General features: G+C 73.5%; 11 protein-coding genes. 7 read left to right on the forward strand and 4 right to left on the reverse strand.

Translation table 11 applies throughout. From position 1 onward, the window contains the following. Positions 1-15: 15 nt before the first annotated feature. The gene (locus MOV08_RS17580) at positions 16-1,803 is read right to left on the reverse strand and encodes a hypothetical protein (RefSeq protein WP_275308018.1); all 1,788 of its coding nucleotides are present in this window, start codon (positions 1,801-1,803) and stop codon (positions 16-18) included. Positions 1,804-2,061: 258 nt separating this feature from the next. After that, positions 2,062-3,453 (reverse strand): NsdA family TPR-like regulatory protein, encoded by a 1,392-nt coding sequence (locus MOV08_RS17585; RefSeq protein ID WP_039633654.1) that lies wholly within the window; start codon positions 3,451-3,453, stop codon positions 2,062-2,064. A gap of 469 nt (positions 3,454-3,922) precedes the next feature. On the opposite strand from MOV08_RS17585, the gene MOV08_RS17590 reads away from it, so the two are divergent. From MOV08_RS17590 to MOV08_RS17620, 7 genes are all read left to right on the forward strand, one after another. Continuing rightward, positions 3,923-4,594 (forward strand): bifunctional DNA primase/polymerase, encoded by a 672-nt coding sequence (locus MOV08_RS17590; protein ID WP_052286773.1) that lies wholly within the window; start codon positions 3,923-3,925, stop codon positions 4,592-4,594. Positions 4,595-4,691: 97 nt separating this feature from the next. Further along, the gene (locus MOV08_RS17595) at positions 4,692-5,531 is read left to right on the forward strand and encodes an ABC transporter ATP-binding protein (protein WP_275308020.1); all 840 of its coding nucleotides are present in this window, start codon (positions 4,692-4,694) and stop codon (positions 5,529-5,531) included. Then, on the forward strand, positions 5,528-7,144 hold the full coding sequence (locus tag MOV08_RS17600) for a hypothetical protein (RefSeq protein WP_039633658.1): 1,617 nt from the start codon (positions 5,528-5,530) through the stop codon (positions 7,142-7,144). The genes MOV08_RS17595 and MOV08_RS17600 overlap by 4 nt, the downstream gene beginning before the upstream one ends. Positions 7,145-7,270: 126 nt before the next feature. Continuing rightward, positions 7,271-8,866, forward strand: a complete 1,596-nt coding sequence (locus MOV08_RS17605; RefSeq protein WP_275308021.1) for a DHA2 family efflux MFS transporter permease subunit — start codon at positions 7,271-7,273, stop codon at positions 8,864-8,866. A gap of 558 nt (positions 8,867-9,424) precedes the next feature. Further along, the gene (locus MOV08_RS17610) at positions 9,425-11,452 is read left to right on the forward strand and encodes a hypothetical protein (RefSeq protein ID WP_275308022.1); all 2,028 of its coding nucleotides are present in this window, start codon (positions 9,425-9,427) and stop codon (positions 11,450-11,452) included. After that, complete coding sequence (locus MOV08_RS17615) at positions 11,442-12,701, forward strand: hypothetical protein (protein WP_275308024.1); 1,260 nt, start codon at positions 11,442-11,444, stop codon at positions 12,699-12,701. The genes MOV08_RS17610 and MOV08_RS17615 overlap by 11 nt, the downstream gene beginning before the upstream one ends. 368 nt (positions 12,702-13,069) lie before the next feature. Next, complete coding sequence (locus MOV08_RS17620; RefSeq protein WP_275308026.1) at positions 13,070-13,732, forward strand: hypothetical protein; 663 nt, start codon at positions 13,070-13,072, stop codon at positions 13,730-13,732. 131 nt (positions 13,733-13,863) lie between these two features. Here the strand turns inward: MOV08_RS17620 and MOV08_RS17625 are convergent, their stop codons facing one another. Beyond that, positions 13,864-14,739: an alpha/beta fold hydrolase gene (locus tag MOV08_RS17625; RefSeq protein WP_275308027.1), complete on the reverse strand. Its 876-nt coding sequence runs from the start codon at positions 14,737-14,739 to the stop codon at positions 13,864-13,866. Positions 14,740-15,308: 569 nt separating this feature from the next. Next, the gene (locus tag MOV08_RS17630; protein WP_039633666.1) at positions 15,309-16,001 is read right to left on the reverse strand and encodes an iron-dependent transcriptional repressor DtxR; all 693 of its coding nucleotides are present in this window, start codon (positions 15,999-16,001) and stop codon (positions 15,309-15,311) included. Positions 16,002-16,241: the final 240 nt, after the last annotated feature.

A 16,241-nucleotide genomic window follows, 5' to 3' on the forward strand; every position in this document is an offset into this window, starting at 1 on the left:
CCGCCGGCCGGCGGCTCACAGCTGCTCGGGCTGGTGCTCCCGCAGGCCGTACTTCTGCGCGATCGGGTTCCACAGGCCCGCCGCCTGCTGCTTGGCCTGGGTGGCCGCACCGCTGGCGGCGTTCCCCTGGCCGGCCTCCTTGCCGCCCTTGGCGTGGCCCTTGTCGCAGCCGCCCTTGCCGGCGGCCTTGTCGGCCCAGGCCGCGTAGTGGTTGTCGGCGGCGGCCGAGGACTGCCACGCCTTGGTCAGCGCGGCGGTCAGCTCGCCGCTGTTCGGGAGCTTGTCCACGGGGAGCTGCTGGAGCCGCTTGACCAGGTCGTTGCGCTGCCCCGCGGCGGACCGCAGGTCGCTGGCCGCACCGTCGAGGTTGTTGCAGCCCTTGATGTTCTGGACGGCGCCGATGACCGCGGAGCGGCTGTTGTTGCTGTCGGCGAGCAGCGCGTCCAGGCCCTTGGCCTGGCCGGCGGCCGGGTCGTCGGCCGACTTGGAGGCGTCGCCGTTGGCCGTCTTGGCCTTGGTGGTGCCGGTGTCCTGCTTCTTCGGGCCGGCGTCGTCGTCGCTGCCGCCGCTGAGCGCCCAGCCGACGCCGAGGCCGACGCCCGCCAGCGCGACCACGATCACGCCGACGATCGCCGCGGCGGGAATCTTGCGACGCCCGCCGCCGTCCTCCTCGTAGGAGGCGTACTGGCCCTGACCGCCACCGGGGGCGAACGGGCCGCCGGGGCCGCCCTGTTGGCCGTAGGGCGGGTGGGCCGCCTGGTGGTCGAAGCGCGGCAGCTGCGCGGTGGAGTCCGGGGCGGCGGACGCGCCCGGACCGGCCGGTCCGTCGCGGAACAGGCCGTCGAACTCGGCGGGGGTCGGCCGGTCGCCGGGCGCACCGGGCCCGGCGCCGAACGGCGCGCCGGGCGGCGGGGTGGGCATCCCGGCCCCGGGGGCGCCGCCCCCGACCGGCGGTATCAGCTGGGTGGCCTCAGAGCCGTCCGTACCGCCGGGCAGGGGCTGGCCGCCCCGCGGCGGCGCGCCGTTCGGCTTGATCGCCCGCAGCATCTGGGTGGCCGCGTCGCGGGGCTCCGCGGCGGCCGACGCCTCAGGCGGCAGCGGGGCGGCACCGGGGCCGCCGGCGACGGGCGGCAGGAAGGTGGTCGCCTCGGCGTCCCCGGCGACCGGCGGCAGCGGCGCGCCGGCCTGCGGGGTCGCACGGACCAGTTCACCGGCCGGGGCGGGCTGCTGGCCGGCGTACGGGGCGTTCTGGGGCGGCAGGCCGCCGGGCGCGGGCTGCCGGCCCGACTGGCCGCCGAGGGAGAGGATGGTGGTCGCGTCGGCGCCGGCGGCGTGCGGCGGCAGCGGCCCGGCGGCCGGCGGGCCCGCCTGGGGCGGCATCGCGGGGGGAGCGCCCGGCATGGGCGGCGTCTGCGGCTGCTCCCGGGGCTGCTGCGGGAAGCCCTGGTCCTGCGGCGGCAGCTGCTGCCCGCCGGGCTGCGGGAACGGCGCTGGGGGCACCTCCCGCCCGAACGGAGCCGAGAGCGGGGGAACCTGCGGAGCCGGTGCATGTGCCGGGGGCGCGGCCGGGTAGCCCTGTGCCGGGCCCTGGTCGTACGGCTGCGGCCCGCCCGGCGCACCGCCGGGCTGGGCGGCCGGCTGCTGGCCCGGTCCCCAGGGCTGCCCCCAGGGCTGGCCGGCCGGGGGCGCGGCCTGCTGGTCGGGCGCCCATGCGTCGCCGCCGCCGGCGGGCAGGACTATGCCCTCCCTGGCCGGGCCTGCCGCAGAATTCTGCGGGTCGTTGCCCTGTCCGCTCTGCGTCACCGGGACTCCTACCATCGTGCAGACCTACGGAATCGTCGGCTGCACGCTACCGGTTCGCAGCAACGTTCGACCATGTGTCCTGGTCACCGCACCGGTCGCCGGCGGACCGCGCCCGCCGCGCCGCCGACCGCGCGACGGACGGGCCGGAATCCCGGCCCGCCCCGGCATCGCACGGCCGAACGTCCTTCGGCCGATTCCTCCTTCCACCCGTCCACGCCCCCCGTCGCGGCGGCTCACCGCCTCTTCTTGAGGCGTTGCTCACGCCGCGGCGCGGAGTTCCATCCGGGCGGTGAATTCCCTTACGACGGGTTCGTCCTGATACGGCACCAAACGGTGCCGGAACTCCTCCAGGTATTCCGCGCCGCGGTCCGTGCGCAGCCCGCCCAGCAGCTCGATCGCCTGGGTGCCCGTATGGCAGGCCAACTCCACCTCCCGCTGCTGCACCTGGGCGCTGGCCAGCAGGGCCAGCCCGATGGCGCGGCGTCGCGCCCGGCCCGTCGGATGGCCGTCGAGCGCCTCCTGCGCACGCTGTGCGGCCGGGATCGGCTGCCCCAAGTCACGGTGGCAGTGGGCCAGTTCGTCGGCCAGGTACGCCGGGTCGAAATGGCCGATCCAGGCCGGGTCGTCGCCCGTTTCGGTCACCGCCTGGGCGCGCTCCATCGCGGCGACCGCCCGGCCCGCCACCGACTGGAAGGACCGGGCGTCGCCCATCAGGGCGTGGCCGCGCGCCTCCGCGGCGAAGAACATCGCCTCCGCCCTGGGCGTGACCTGCCCCCGCGCCCCCTCCTGGGCGGCCCGCGCCAGCTGGGCGATCTCCCGCGGGTTCCCCAGCGAGGCGGCCAGGTGGCTCATGCTGGCGGCCAGCACATAGCCGCCGTAGCCGCGGTCGCCGGCCGCCTGCGCCAGCCGCAGCGCCTGGATGTAGTAGCGCTGCGCCAGGCCCGGCTGCCCGGTGTCGACGGCCATGTAGCCGCCCAGTTCGGTCAACCGCGCGACGGCGGCGAAGAGTTCCCGCCCCACCGCCTCCCGGTACGACCCCGCCAGCAGCCCGGAGACGACGCTGTTGAGGTAGTGCACGACGACCGGCCGGACGTGCCCCGAGCCGAAGCGGTGGTCCAGTTCACTGAGCGCCGACGTCATGGCCCGTACGGCCGCGACGTCCGAAATACCCACCCTTGCACCGGCGTTGCGGGACACCTGGGTGTCCGCCCCGGTGATCAGCCAGTCCCGGCTGGGCTCGACCAGCGCGGAGGCGGCGACCGTGGACCCGCTGAGGAAGTCCCGCCGTCCGACGTCGCTGCGCCATAGTTCACAGACCTGCTCGATGGCCCCGAGGACGGTCGGCGAGAACTGCAGCCCCACCCCGGACGCGAGGTTCTTCCCGTCGGCCATCCCGATCTCGTCGATGGTGACCGTGCGGCCCAGTTTGCGGCCCAGCGCCTCGGCGATGATGGCCGGGGCGCGGCCCCGCGGCTGTTGTCCGCGCAGCCAGCGGGCCACGGATGTCTTGTCGTAGCGCAGGTCTAGGCCGTGTTCCGCGCCGCACATGTTGACGCGGCGGGCCAGCCCCGCGTTGGAGCACGCGGCTTCTTGGATGAGCGCCTGCAGCCGTTCATTGGGCTGGCGCGCGACGAGTGGCCTGGCGGCCATGGTGTGTACCCCCTGTACTGCTGCTGCGCGTTCACCGGCGAACGCCGTCCCCGCGATCAATTCCCCGTACATATCCCGGATATCCGAGACATCCGGGATATGCGCAGTACGAACCGGGCGACGCACTTCGCAGCCGATGCCCGGGATGCCTGTGATGTGCGCGATGCCCGTGCGTCGTCGTACGAAGCGCGGCATCCCGACGTCCGTGCCGCGAGGGACTGGTCCACGAGGAAGGGGGCGCTCGGTGCCCGTGCACCGGTCACGGCGGGCGATGCAGCTCTCCCCTGCTGCACCGGCCGTCCGCCGGGCGGCCTCTCCGCCCGTCACGCAGGTGGCTACCCGCTCCGCGGGTCCCATCCGCACACGCGCCCCCACTGGTGCATCCATGCGCCCCACGTGCGGGAACGATGCGCCGGGGCAGTCACCCATTCGGCCGTAACCCTTGGTGACACGTGCAGTTGTCATCTGCGTGGAAGAGACCATCGGAGTCACAGGAGCCCCGCAGATCCCCAAACAGCGCGGCGAGCAACTCATCGAAACTGCGGTGCGTTACGCGGAGGAGCGCCATTGGGAGGTGTTCCCCGGCGCATGGCTGGAGCACGAGGGCGACCGGCCGCGCTGCTCGTGCGACGCCGCCAACTGCCCCTTGCCCGGCGCCCATCCGACCGCGCCGGGCTGGGCCGGCACGGCCACCGGCAGCGCCAGCGCGGTCCGCCGGATGTGGAGCAAGCACCCGCGGGCATCGATCCTGCTGCCCACGGGCCGGACGTTCGAGGCGCTCGACGTGCCGGAGACGGCGGGCTGCCTGGCGCTGGCCCGTATGGAGCGGCTGGGCGTCACGCTCGGCCCGGTGACCCGCACCCCCGACCGCCGGATGCTCTTCCTCGTCCTGCCCGGTGCCTCCGCGAAGGTCCCGGACCTGGTGCGGAACCTCGGCTGGGCGCCGGCTGCCCTCGACTTGATCTGCCGCGGCGAGGGCGAGTACATCGCCGCCCCGCCGACCCGGGTGGGGCCGCACGGCGCGGTGCAGTGGGCGCGCCGCCCCACCGCCACCAACCGCTGGCTGCCCGACGCGGAAGAGCTGATCAGCCCGCTGGCGTACGCCTGCGCCCGCGACGCGGCGGCGCTCCGCGCCCGCTGACACAGGCCCGAACCGGTTTGTCAGCGCCTGCCCGTATCGTGGGATGCCTGGACGGGGGCCAGGTCCCGGCCCCTGCGGGGACGTCGAAGGGCAGGCCGTGGTCAACGAGCCGGAGAAGAAGCAAGAGCAATACGGGTCGGTCGCGGCCCCGGGCGGTGCCCTGGCCGGCCCGCCCGCGGTCCGCATCGAGGGCCTGTGGAAGCGGTTCGGCGAGCAGACCGCCGTCCACGGCATCGATCTGACCCTGCCCGCGGGCCACTTCATCGGTCTGGTCGGCCCCAACGGCGCGGGCAAGACCACCACGCTCTCCATGGTGACGGGCCTGCTGCGGCCCGACTCCGGGCTGGTCGAGATCGGCGGCCACGACGTCTGGCGCGACCCGGTGGCGGTCAAGTCCAAGATCGGCGTGCTGCCCGAGGGACTGCGCCTCTTCGAGCGCCTCTCCGGGCGCGAACTCCTCGCCTACATAGGCAGGTTGCGCGGCCTCCCGGGCACTGAGGTGGACAAGCGGGCCGGCCAGCTGCTGGACGTGCTCGACCTGTCCGGCTCCCAGCACAAGCTCGTCGTGGACTACTCCACGGGCATGCGCAAGAAGATCGGGCTGGCCGCCGCGCTGCTGCACAACCCGGAGATCCTCTTCCTGGACGAGCCCTTCGAGGGCGTCGACCCGGTGTCGGCACAGACCATCCGCGGTGTCCTGGAGCGCTACACCTCCTCCGGGGCGACGGTGATCTTCTCCAGCCATGTCATGGAGCTGGTCGAGTCGCTCTGCGACTGGGTCGCGGTGATGGCCGCCGGCAAGATCCGCGCACAGGGTCCGCTGGCCGAGGTGCGCGGCGCCGCACCCTCGCTCCAGGACGCGTTCCTCGAACTGGTCGGCGCGCGCGGCCGCGGCGCCGGGCAGAACCTCGACTGGCTGGGCGGCGGCGCCCGATGAGCACCGAAGCCACCGCCCCCACCGCACTGGTCCCGGTCTTCGTCCGGCTCAAGCTGACGCTGCTGCGCAACGGCCTGCGCCAGTCGACCGGCCGCACCGCCGCCTACGTCCTCTCGGCCGTGATCGGCCTGCTCTTCACCGCCGCGATCGTGCTCGGCCTGGTGGCGCTGCGCGGCAATCCGCACGCCGGGACGCTCGCCGTCACCCTCACCGGGATCCTCACCCTGGGATGGGCGGTGATGCCGCTGTTCTTCCCCACCGGCGACGAGACCCTGGACCCGACCCGGCTGGTGATGCTGCCGCTGCGGCCCCGCCCGTTGATCCGTGCGCTGCTGGTGACGTCGCTGGTCGGCCTCGGCCCGCTCACCACCCTGGTCGTGGCGACCGGCACGGTGATCGCGGTCGCGGACGGGCCGGCCGCCGCGGTCGTCGGCGTCCTGGCCGTCGCCCTGGTGGTGCTGGTGTGCGTCGCCCTGGCACGGGCCGTCGCCACCGCCTCGGTGCGGCTGCTGACCAGCCGCCGGGGCCGCGACCTCGCCGTGCTCGGCGGCCTGTTCGTCGCGTTCGGCGCCCAGGGCGTCAACATCGCCGCGCGGCAACTGGGCAGCCCGGACGGCCTGTCCGTCCTGGAGCCGCTGGGCGAGGTGCTGCGCTGGGTGCCGCCGGCCTCCGCGCTCGGCGCCGTGGACGACGCCGGGCACGGCGCGTACGGGCGCGCGGCGGCCGGCCTGGCACTGACGGTAGCGGCCCTGGCGCTGCTCCTGTGGTGGTGGCAGCGGACCCTGACCGCCCTGATGACCTCGCCGGACTCCTCGACCCTCCAGGCCGTGGAGAAGGACAGCGCGCGCCGCTCCGGCGGCGCCGAGCGCGGGCTCGCGCGGCTGCTGCCCGGCGGGCGCACGGGCACGGTCATGCTGCGGATGCTGCGCTACGCCTGGCGCGACCCGAAGTCGAAGATGTCCTGGGCGATGGCGCTCGGCCTCGGCCTGCTGCTGCCGGTCGTCTACGCCGCCCAGGGCAACGGCAGCATCTACACCTCGTTCTCGGCGTCCGCGCTGCTCGGCCTGCAGATGTACAACCAGTTCGGGCAGGACACCTCGGCGTTCTGGATGGTGGCCTCGACGATCGCCACCCCGCGCGACGCCTTCGTGGAGCTGCGGGCCCGGGCGCTGACCCTGATGCTGGTGGCCGTCCCGTACGTCACGCTGGTCGTCGTCGGCGCCGCCGCCTTCATCGGCCCGTGGTCGTCCTTCCTGGAGGTCTACGGGCTCTCGCTGGGCCTCCTGGGCGCGCTGGTCGCCACGGGGGCGATGGCATCGGCACTGTTCCCGTATTCCATCCCGTCGGACGGCAACAAGAACGTGGCACCCGGCCAGGCCGGCATCTCCTGGATCAGCCTGTTCGGCGGCTTCCTCACCGCCGCGGCACTGACCTCCCCGCTGCTGGCCCTGACCATCGGGCTCCATGTGGCGGGCCTCTCGGGCCTGTTGTGGGTGCTGCTGCCGGCCGGTGCGGTGTACGGACTCGGGGTCGCGACGCTCGGGCTGCGCCTGGCGGCTCCCCGGGTGGCGGCGCGGCTGCCGGAGATCCTGGCGGCGGTCAGCAAGGGGTGATCCGACGGCCTCCTCGGGGCCGCACTCGACCGCTTGACATCAAGTTTGGTTGAGGTCCGAGGGTGTGGGGTGCCGGCCGGTGAACGGGCCGGCACCCCCACTCGCTTCTCCGCCCGGGAGCCCACCATGCCGCCGACGCCCGCCCCCAGCACCGACACCACCACCGCCACGACCACCGACACCGCCCCGGCAGCCACCGCCACCGCACCGACCACCGCGCCCGGCACCGCCGTCGGCGGATCCGACCGGAGCGGACCGCCGGGCCCGACCGCCCGGCACGCCCGCCGCCCCGGCACGCCCCGCATCGCCGCGCTGGCCTCCGTCGTGGTGCTGGGCTCGCTGATGACCGTCCTGGACACCACGGTCGTCAACGTCGCGCTCAACCGCCTCTCCGCCGACTTCCACGCGCCACTGGCGGCCATCCAGTGGGTGGTCACCGGCTATACGCTCGCGCTGGCCGCCGTCATCCCGCTCACCGCCTGGGCGATCGGCCGATTCGGCACCAAGCGCCTGTACTTGCTGGCGATCGGGGCGTTCGCCCTGGGGTCCGCGCTGGCCGGGCTCGCCTGGAACATCGAGTCGCTGATCGCCTTCCGGGTGCTCCAGGGACTGGCCGGCGGCGCGGTCTCCCCGGTCGGCATGACCATCCTGATCCGGGCCTCCGACCCGGCGCACCGCGGCCGGATCATGAGCATCCTCGGCATACCCGTCCTCGTCGGCCCGTTGATCGGCCCGGTCCTGGGCGGCTACCTGGTCGACCAGGTCTCCTGGCGCTGGATCTTCCTGATCAACGTCCCGATCGGCCTGCTCGCCCTCCTGCTCGGCGCCCGCCTCTTCCCCCGGGACACCCCGCAGCCCACCCGCCGGCTCGACGTGCCCGGCCTGCTGGCCCTCTCCCCCGGTCTCGCGCTGCTCCTCTACGGCCTGAGCACCGGCGCCGAACGCCACGCCTTCGCCTCCCCCGGCGCACTGCTGCCGACCCTGCTCGGGGCCGCCCTCGTCGCGGCCTTCGTGGTCCGCGCACTGACCGCGGCCGAGCCGCTGCTCGACCTGCGCCTGCTGCGACACCGCCCGTTCGGCACGGCGGTCGCGACCCTGGCGCTGTTCACCTGCGGCTACTTCGGCTCGATGATGCTGCTGCCGCTCTACTACCAGGTCGTCCGCGGCCAGAGCGCCACCGGCGCCGGGCTGCTGGGCATTCCGCAGGTGCTGGCCACCGGCATCACCATGCAGTTCGCCGGCCGGCTCGGCGACAAGGTGGCACCGGGCAAACTCGTGCCCACGGGAGTGGTGTTGGCCGCCATCGGCTTCCTCGCCTTCACCACCCAGGTGGCCGCCGACACCCCGTACGCGGTCCTGATGGCCGCGCTCGCCCTGATGGGCGTCGGCGTCGGCATGACGATCATGCCGACCATGGCCGCGGCGACCCGGAGCATCGACGCCGACCGCATCCCGGCCGCCTCGACCACGATGACGATCGTTCCGCAGCTCGGGGCCTCGGTGGGCGGCGCGCTGATGTCCGTCCTCCTGGCCGGGGCGATGACCGACCGACTCCCCCGCGCACTGTCCGGGGGCCTGGAAGCCGTCCACGCCCTGCCGCGCACCGCGGTGCGGCACCTCGCGCCGCAACTGGCCGACGCGTTCCAGCACACGTATGTCTGGGCGGTGGGGTTTGTGGCGCTGGCGGCCCTACCGGCTGTGTTCCTGCCGCGACGGCGGTAGGGGTTGTTGGGGCGGGGGCCGCCGGTGCTGGTGTGTGCGTGGTGGGTGCCGGGTGTGGGGCCTTCGGGGTGGGTGGTTCGGACTGCTGCGCTTTACGTCCGAACCACCCACCCCGAAGGCCCCACACCCTCCCCGCCATCGTCACCCGCGCCGACCCCCGCCCCTGTGGGAAAGAAAAGAAGAGAAGAGAGGTCGGGGGCTCACCCTCCACCCGCACTTCTGGCTACAGGGACACCACGACGGCCCTGAAATCCTTCCCCCACCGGGCGGGAGCCGCACGGCACACGGAAGGGGCCTGTGGGGCGGGCCGGAGGGTGGTTGTCGGACGTAAAGCGCAGCAGTCCGACAACCACCCCCGCAGGCCCGCCCCACAGGCCCCCGAAACCCACCACAAGCAACAGCGCCCCCGCCCAACCACACACCCACCGCCACCCCACTCGCGCCGTTGCCGGGACGTTATCCACAGCCTTCCCCGCCCCCCGCACAACCGCTGTAGCGTCAACGCCGACGTCAACATCAACGTCGATGCAACGACGTGAACGAGGGGTGGTGGAAGCGATGTCGCGCACCGGAGTGGTGCTGGTGACGAGGTGGTTGGCGGCGCTCTTCGCCGCCGGCACGGTGCTGCTCGCCACCGGCGGTGCGCACGCCGCACCCGCGAGCTCGGCCGCACCCGCGGGCTCGGCCGCAAGCGCGGATGCCCAGAGCCAGTCCGCCTATCTCGCCGAGCAGCTCCGGCGCGATCCGGTCTACATCAGCGACCAACTGCCGCGCGCCGTGCCCCGGTCGACGGCCCCCGCCTTCGCCGCGGAGGCGAAGCGACTGCACGTTCCGACGTACCTCGTCGTGCTCCCGCTCCACACGTCCGGCGGCCCGGATTCCGGACTGCTCGCGGGGATCCACGACCGCCTCGGGCGCAAGGGGCTGTATGTCTCGCTCTCCGAGATGGGCCTGATGGACGTGCAGACCTACGGGGTGAGCGTGCCGGGCGCGCAGGACGCGCAGACCGCGACCAGCTACGAGATGCCCACGGACGCCACGCCCCGCGAGGAGTTCCGGCACTTCGTCGACGTGCTCACCTCGGGCCAGGCCAACCAGCGCGCCGACAAGGCCCGCGCCGCATACGGCGGCGCGTACAACTCCCATGAGCCGCCCGCGCTGCACACCTCGCAGACGGATCGGGAGGACCAGAGCTTCCTGACCGGCGTCGCGGTCACCGGGGTGCCGCTGACCGCGCTGCTGATCGCGAAGTACGCGGTGCGCAGGCGCCGGCTCCGGCGCGAGGAGGGCGAAGCGGGTTCCCCCGGCGGCCGGCGGTGGCCGCTGCTGGAGCTCGGCGCGCTGGCGCTCGCGGGCCTGCTGGTCTTCACCGCGTCGCAGGTGTTCGACGACACCACCACCGGGGACGGTTCGGTGCCGACGGCCGCCGACATGCGGGCCCGCGTCGACCGGGTCGCCGAGGGGCTCCGCCATAACCCGCTCTACGTCGACCCCGAGAGCCCGTCCTCCCTGGACGCCGGCCGGCGGGCCGAGTTGCGCAGGCGGATCGGCACCCTGCCCGTCCCCGTCCTGATCGCCGTCGTGCCCACCTCGACGGACGACGAGTCGCAGGGCGACGAGGACCGCCTGGCGAAGGCCCTGCACGACCGGCTGCACCGTGACGCCCTGTTCGTCTTCGCCGAACCGACGGGTGGCGGCATCGAGATCGTCAACTACGGCACCCCGGTGGACTCCGCGTATCTCTACGGCCGCCCCCGCGACCTCGTCTACGCGGATCCCACCACCGGCCCGCTCGGCTCCCAGCTGGACAAGCTGCTCACCTACCTCTCCAAGGCCCCCAAGTCCCCGCACGCCGACCAGCCGTACCCACCGCGACCGGCGCCGGACCCGGCCGCGGAGCAGAGGCTTCCCGGCCTGTTCAGCGGGGACTTCCGGGCCGGGCTGTTCATCGGCGGACTGGCCACGCTGCTGCTCTTCGGACTGGTGGTGGCGGTCTGGGCGCTCGCCCGTTCGCTGGTCCGGGGCCACGCCCGGTCCCTGGCCGCCGCGGCGGCGCCCGTCCAGCCCCGGCCGTCGTGGCTGCGGCGCACCGCACGGGAAGAAGTCGCGGTGCTCACCGGCGAGTTGGAGACGGCGACCGGGCTCCCGGAGAAGGCCCGACGCCGGGCCTGGGAGTGCCTGGACGCGGCCGCGCTGCTGGTCGACGGCGACAGCGACGGCCTCATCGACGACGACGCCACCCCGGCCAGCCTGGCCTGCGCGATCGTGCTGGCCCGGGCCGGCCGGGCCGCGGTCCGGGAGCCGTCCGCACCGGCGCACATCTGCCACCGCAATCCGCTGCACGGTACGGCCGTCGAGCCGGCGCCGAAGCCGCCCGCCGGCAGTCGCCGGGCGCCCCGGGGCCCGGTGTGCGCGGCCTGCCTGAAGACGCCCGGCGAGATGTTGCGGCTGTCCGGTGCGGAAGGTTCCGGGCGCCAGGGCTACGGCCCCTATGCCGAGCATCCCGGTCCGCTGGCCTCGCTCGCCAAGGGCGCCGGTATAGATCAACTCACCCGCGAGGTACGGGAGTCCTTCGGTGTCCACTGACCTTCGCCGCCGTCGTTCGCTGCGGTCCGTCCTTGCCGTCGGGGCGGCCTCCGTCGCGCTGCTCTGCGCCGTCGCGGGGCCTGCCACGGCCGCCGAGAGCCCGGGGCAGAAGATCGCCGACGCGCTGCGCACCTCGCCGGTGTACGTCGATCCGTCCCTCTCCTCGGCGGTCGGGCAGGAGGACCAGCGCACGCTGGTACAGAAGATCCGGCAGAGCCGACTCCCGATCCGGGTCGTGCTGGTCCCGCTGGTCGAGGGCGACAACTGGGGCGGCAAGCCGGAGCAACTGATCGAGGTGGTGCACGAGCGGATGGGCGGCGGGCCGGCCATCCTCATCGCTCCCGGGCACTACCCCGACGACATCGAGGCCCGCGAATGGCCCGCCGACGCCCACCAGGCGGATCGTGCCGCCGCGTCGGTGTTCTTCGACGACGCCATGAAGGGCGCCGGGCTGACCAAGCGGATATCCCGGGCGATCGACCTCATCGAGGCCGGCAACGGCAACGCGGAATACGAGCGGCGCACCGCCGGCCTCGGCACCTCGGGCGGCGCCTCACCGAAGAAGCCCGCGGCGCAGGGGACTTCCCCGGTCGTCCGGATCGTGACGCTGGCCGTCGGGCCGGTGCTGGTGCTCGCCGCGGCCTGGCTGCTGCTGCGGCGCCGGTCCCGGCTGCGCGACTTCGGGACGCCGTTCGCGATGCCCCGGTCCGTCTTCGCCGCCGCCCACCGGGCCGACGAGGACGGGCTGCGCGAGCGGGCCGGCGAGGAGGTGGTGCGGCTCGGCGAGGAGGCCCGTGCCGCCACCGGCGATCCGACGGCCATCGAGCGCGCCCTGGACGCCTATGCCGCGGCCGGCACGGTGCTGGACCGTGCTCGCGGCGTCCCGGATCTGGCGGGCGTGTTCGCGCTGGTCGCCGAGGGCCGGGCGGCGCTCTCCCCCGCCCCCGCCACGCTGCCGCTGTGTTTCTTCCACCCGCTCCACGGCCCGGCGACCCGCCGCATACCCTGGCGGCCCCTGGGCCGCCGGGAGCAACTCCGGGTCGCCGCCTGCGACGCCTGCCTCCGCGCCGTGCGCACCCGCAGCGCGCCCGAGGTCCTCACGGACCGCCTGGACGACCGTCCGGTGCCGTACTTCGAGGTGCCCGCGGAGAAGAGCCTCTGGGCGGCCACCGGTTACGGCTCCCTGTTGTCGGGCGCCTCGCTCGCCGCGCGGGTCCAACGCGGGGACTTCACCCGCACCTTGGAGTGAGCGGAGAGCCCCTCCCGTAGTGCGGCGGTGCCTCCGTCGGCACGGCGACAGCCACCCGACCCACACCTTGCCCGAAACCCGGCACAACTTTTGTCCGGGGATTACCGTCGGGGGCTTCACCGGACTGCAATTCCCCCGAATTCGCCTTCAATTGGGCGCGGGCGGTACCGAATCCACGAGTCGTTATGCAGGAATTGCGACGAAAGAGCCGGGACGCTCCCGTGTCGGCTGAACGGAAAGCGACGAGCACCCGCATTCCACGTTTCGACACGGCGGAAATCGCACTCCTATGCTCCGCTCTCACAGTCGTTCGCGCGCACTGGGCAACGGTGCTGTGCAACGGGGGAAGCAAGGACCTGGAGAGCGTTGTGCTGCACACGAGGAGCGCCTGGCTGCGCGCCGCCGCACCGGTTGCCGTACTGGCACTGGCACTGACCGCCTGCGGTGGGAACAAGGACGCGTCGAGCTCCGCTCCCACTCCCGGTTCCGGGGCGGACGACGGGAAGAACTCCGCGGACGCCGTGGCAGCGGCCGACGAGAAGTCACCCCAGTCATCCGAGGCGCCCGAGCCGTCCGGCGGTGTACTGCGGCCCGGCCGGAGCGGCACCGGGCAGTACAAGGAAGAGTCCGGGAAAACCACCTACGAGGTCGTCGCGCAGAAGGTTCACGTCGGCACCGAGGCCGAGGCGAGGAAAGTGGTCCAGAGCCCGGAGGACGCCAAGGGCCTGGTCGCCGTGACCGCCTATGTGAAGTTCACCAACAAGGGCCCCGGCATCGTCAAGGGTCTGCCGAAGGTGGACAACGGCACCGAGATCTACGCGGACGGGCAGCGCGGCGGGCTGCTCATCGGCGCCCCGGAGAGCCTTCCCGGCTGCGAGGACCCGATCGACATCGACAACTGGCAGGTCGGCGAGAGCCACATCATCTGCCAGACGTACATGATTCCCGAGCACTCCACGTCCTTGGAGGTCCACTGGGGCGAGGAGGGCGCCGCCCGGCCGTTCATCTGGAAGTTCGACGGCGCCGGCTGACGGCGGCCCGCCCCCTCCGTCGCCAGTACTTGACTTCACGCCAATATCTTTGCGGTGGACGGTGATTGGGCCGTCCGTGCGAGTACGGCGGCATCGGCGACCGAGAGACCTGCCGCACCCGTCCCGGGCGGTCAGGGCTGGGGCGTCAGCGCGCCGAGGAACGGCTCGATGACGCGGCACCAGGCGTCGGGCTGCTCCCAGGGCAGCAGATGGCCGGCCTCGGGGATCTCGGCGTACTCGCCGCGCGGCAGCACCCGGACCATCTCCTGGGCCTCGGCCCGGCCCAGCTCGGCATCGAGGCCCCGGATGACGAGGGTGGGGCAGGCGACCTGGGCGAGCTCTTCCCAGTGGGCGTCGTGCACCCAGGTCTCGCGGGCGCTGAGCATCTGACGGCGGGAGAAGACCGGGCGCCAGCCGTCGGCGCGCTCGGCCATCACCTCGGCGAAGAACTCCCCGCGGGCCGGCCGGGGGCGCTCCAGCGTCGGGTCGTCCTCGCCGAACCACTTGCGGACGTCCGCGAGCGTGGCGAACGGCACCGGCCAGGAGCGGAACCACTCCGCCCACTCCCGCTGCGAGGCCGCCCCCAGCGCCGAGGCGCGCATGTCACAGATCACCAGGGCCCGGACCAGATCCGGGCGCCGGGCCGCGACCTGCCAGGCCGTCAGGGCGCCCATGGCGTGGCCGACCAGGGCGGCCGGGGCCAGCTCCAGCTGCTCGATGGCGGCGATGGCGTCCTCGACGTAGGCGGCGCGGTCGAGGGGCCCCTCGACGGGCTTGTCGCTGCGGCCGTGGCCGCGCTGGTCGAGGGCGACCGCGCGGTGCACCGCGCTCAACCGGCGCGCGGTGTCCGCCCAGTGGGAGGCCCGCCCCATCAGGCCGTGGAGCAGCAGCACACCGGGCCGCCGCCCGTCCCCCTCCAGCCCGCCGCCGCTCTTGGGCGGGTCGGTGAATTCCCAGGCCGCGAGCCGCACGCCGCCGGATCCCGTCACATCGATACGCCGCACCATGTGCCCTGGCACCCCCAATCGTCCCCTGGTCAGCCCCGTACGCCCCACATTATCGAATGCGTATTCGAACAGACGGCTGTCGCGCCCAACACCCCACTTTCGAGTGACCATGCTGCGGGATTGGCCACGCCCACCACGGGGAGACATCTGCCGGGAGGCGGGCCCCACCGGGAAGGGGGCCCGTGGGGAACGACCCTGAGAGCTCGGGGCTCCGGGTCGCGGTGGGGGGACATGGGGAGGCAGGGCCCCGGCAGCTCGCAGCGCCGGGGCCCTGACCGTCCTCGACCGGACTCAGTGGACGCATCCGAGCCCCCTCGGCCGTCAGCGCATCACGCGGGAGTGACGACGCATGGCCATGCGTCAGCGCCAGAGTGACACGAGAGCGGCCGATCCGCACGGATTCGCACAAGACCGTTCATCGCACCGGGAGTTGACGAGCCCGCCGCCCTGCGCATCGACGCAGGTCAGCGGGCTCATGGGGCGCTATGGGAGGAGAGCGTGAATGTGCCGGAGGCCCATGCCGCCAGAGCCCGTGGCCCCGACGGGCCCGGCGCGGCGGCGGCGTGGGCTCAGCGCTTGGCGACGAAGACGTGGTTGGCGATTTCGGCGTCCAGCTCGGCGGCCTCGCCGCTGCTGCCGACCAGCACCCCGCCCGGGGACTCCGTCACGCTGACCACCGCGCCCGGCTGCACCCCGGCCCGCCGCAGCGTGTACATCAGCTGGGCGTCGGCCTGGATGGGCTCGCCGATCCGGCGCACCACGGCCGTCTTGCCGTCCGAGCCCGCGTCCAGATCCATCAGGCTCACCATGCCGGCGTCCAGGAACGGGTCGGCCTCGGCCTTCTCGCCCAGCTCCTCCAGACCCGGGATGGGGTTGCCGTACGGGGACTCGGTGGGGTGGCGCAGCAGCTCCACGACGCGGCGCTCGACCGCCTCGCTCATCACGTGCTCCCAGCGGCACGCCTCGGCGTGCACCTGCTCCCACTCCAGCCCGATGACGTCGACCAGCAGGCACTCGGCGAGGCGGTGCTTGCGCATCACCCGCGTCGCCAGCCGGCGGCCCTCCTCCGTCAGCTCCAGGTGCCGGTCGCCCGCCACCGTCAGCAGGCCGTCTCGCTCCATGCGGGCCACGGTCTGGCTGACCGTCGGGCCGCTCTGTTCCAGCCGCTCCGCGATGCGGGCCCGCATGGGGACCACACCCTCCTCTTCCAGTTCGAGGATGGTGCGGAGATACATCTCCGTGGTGTCGATCAGTCCGGACATGCGTGCCCCTCGATATGTCGTGCGGTGGCCCTGGACTCAATTCTGACGCATCCCACTGACAAGGGTGCGTCCTCGTCCGCGCTGCGGACGTTCCGCGACGGGTTCAACGGGTGCATTGCCCGGCGTATTGACAGCGCACTGGTCCAGACCGCAACGTGATCCGGGCCACTGATCCACGAGGCGGCGACAGGACGCCGACGAGCCGGCGCCGTCCCGCCACAGATCCCATCCAGACGCGAC

The organism is Streptomyces yunnanensis (assembly GCF_029011865.1).
Lineage (GTDB): Bacteria > Actinomycetota > Actinomycetes > Streptomycetales > Streptomycetaceae > Streptomyces > Streptomyces yunnanensis.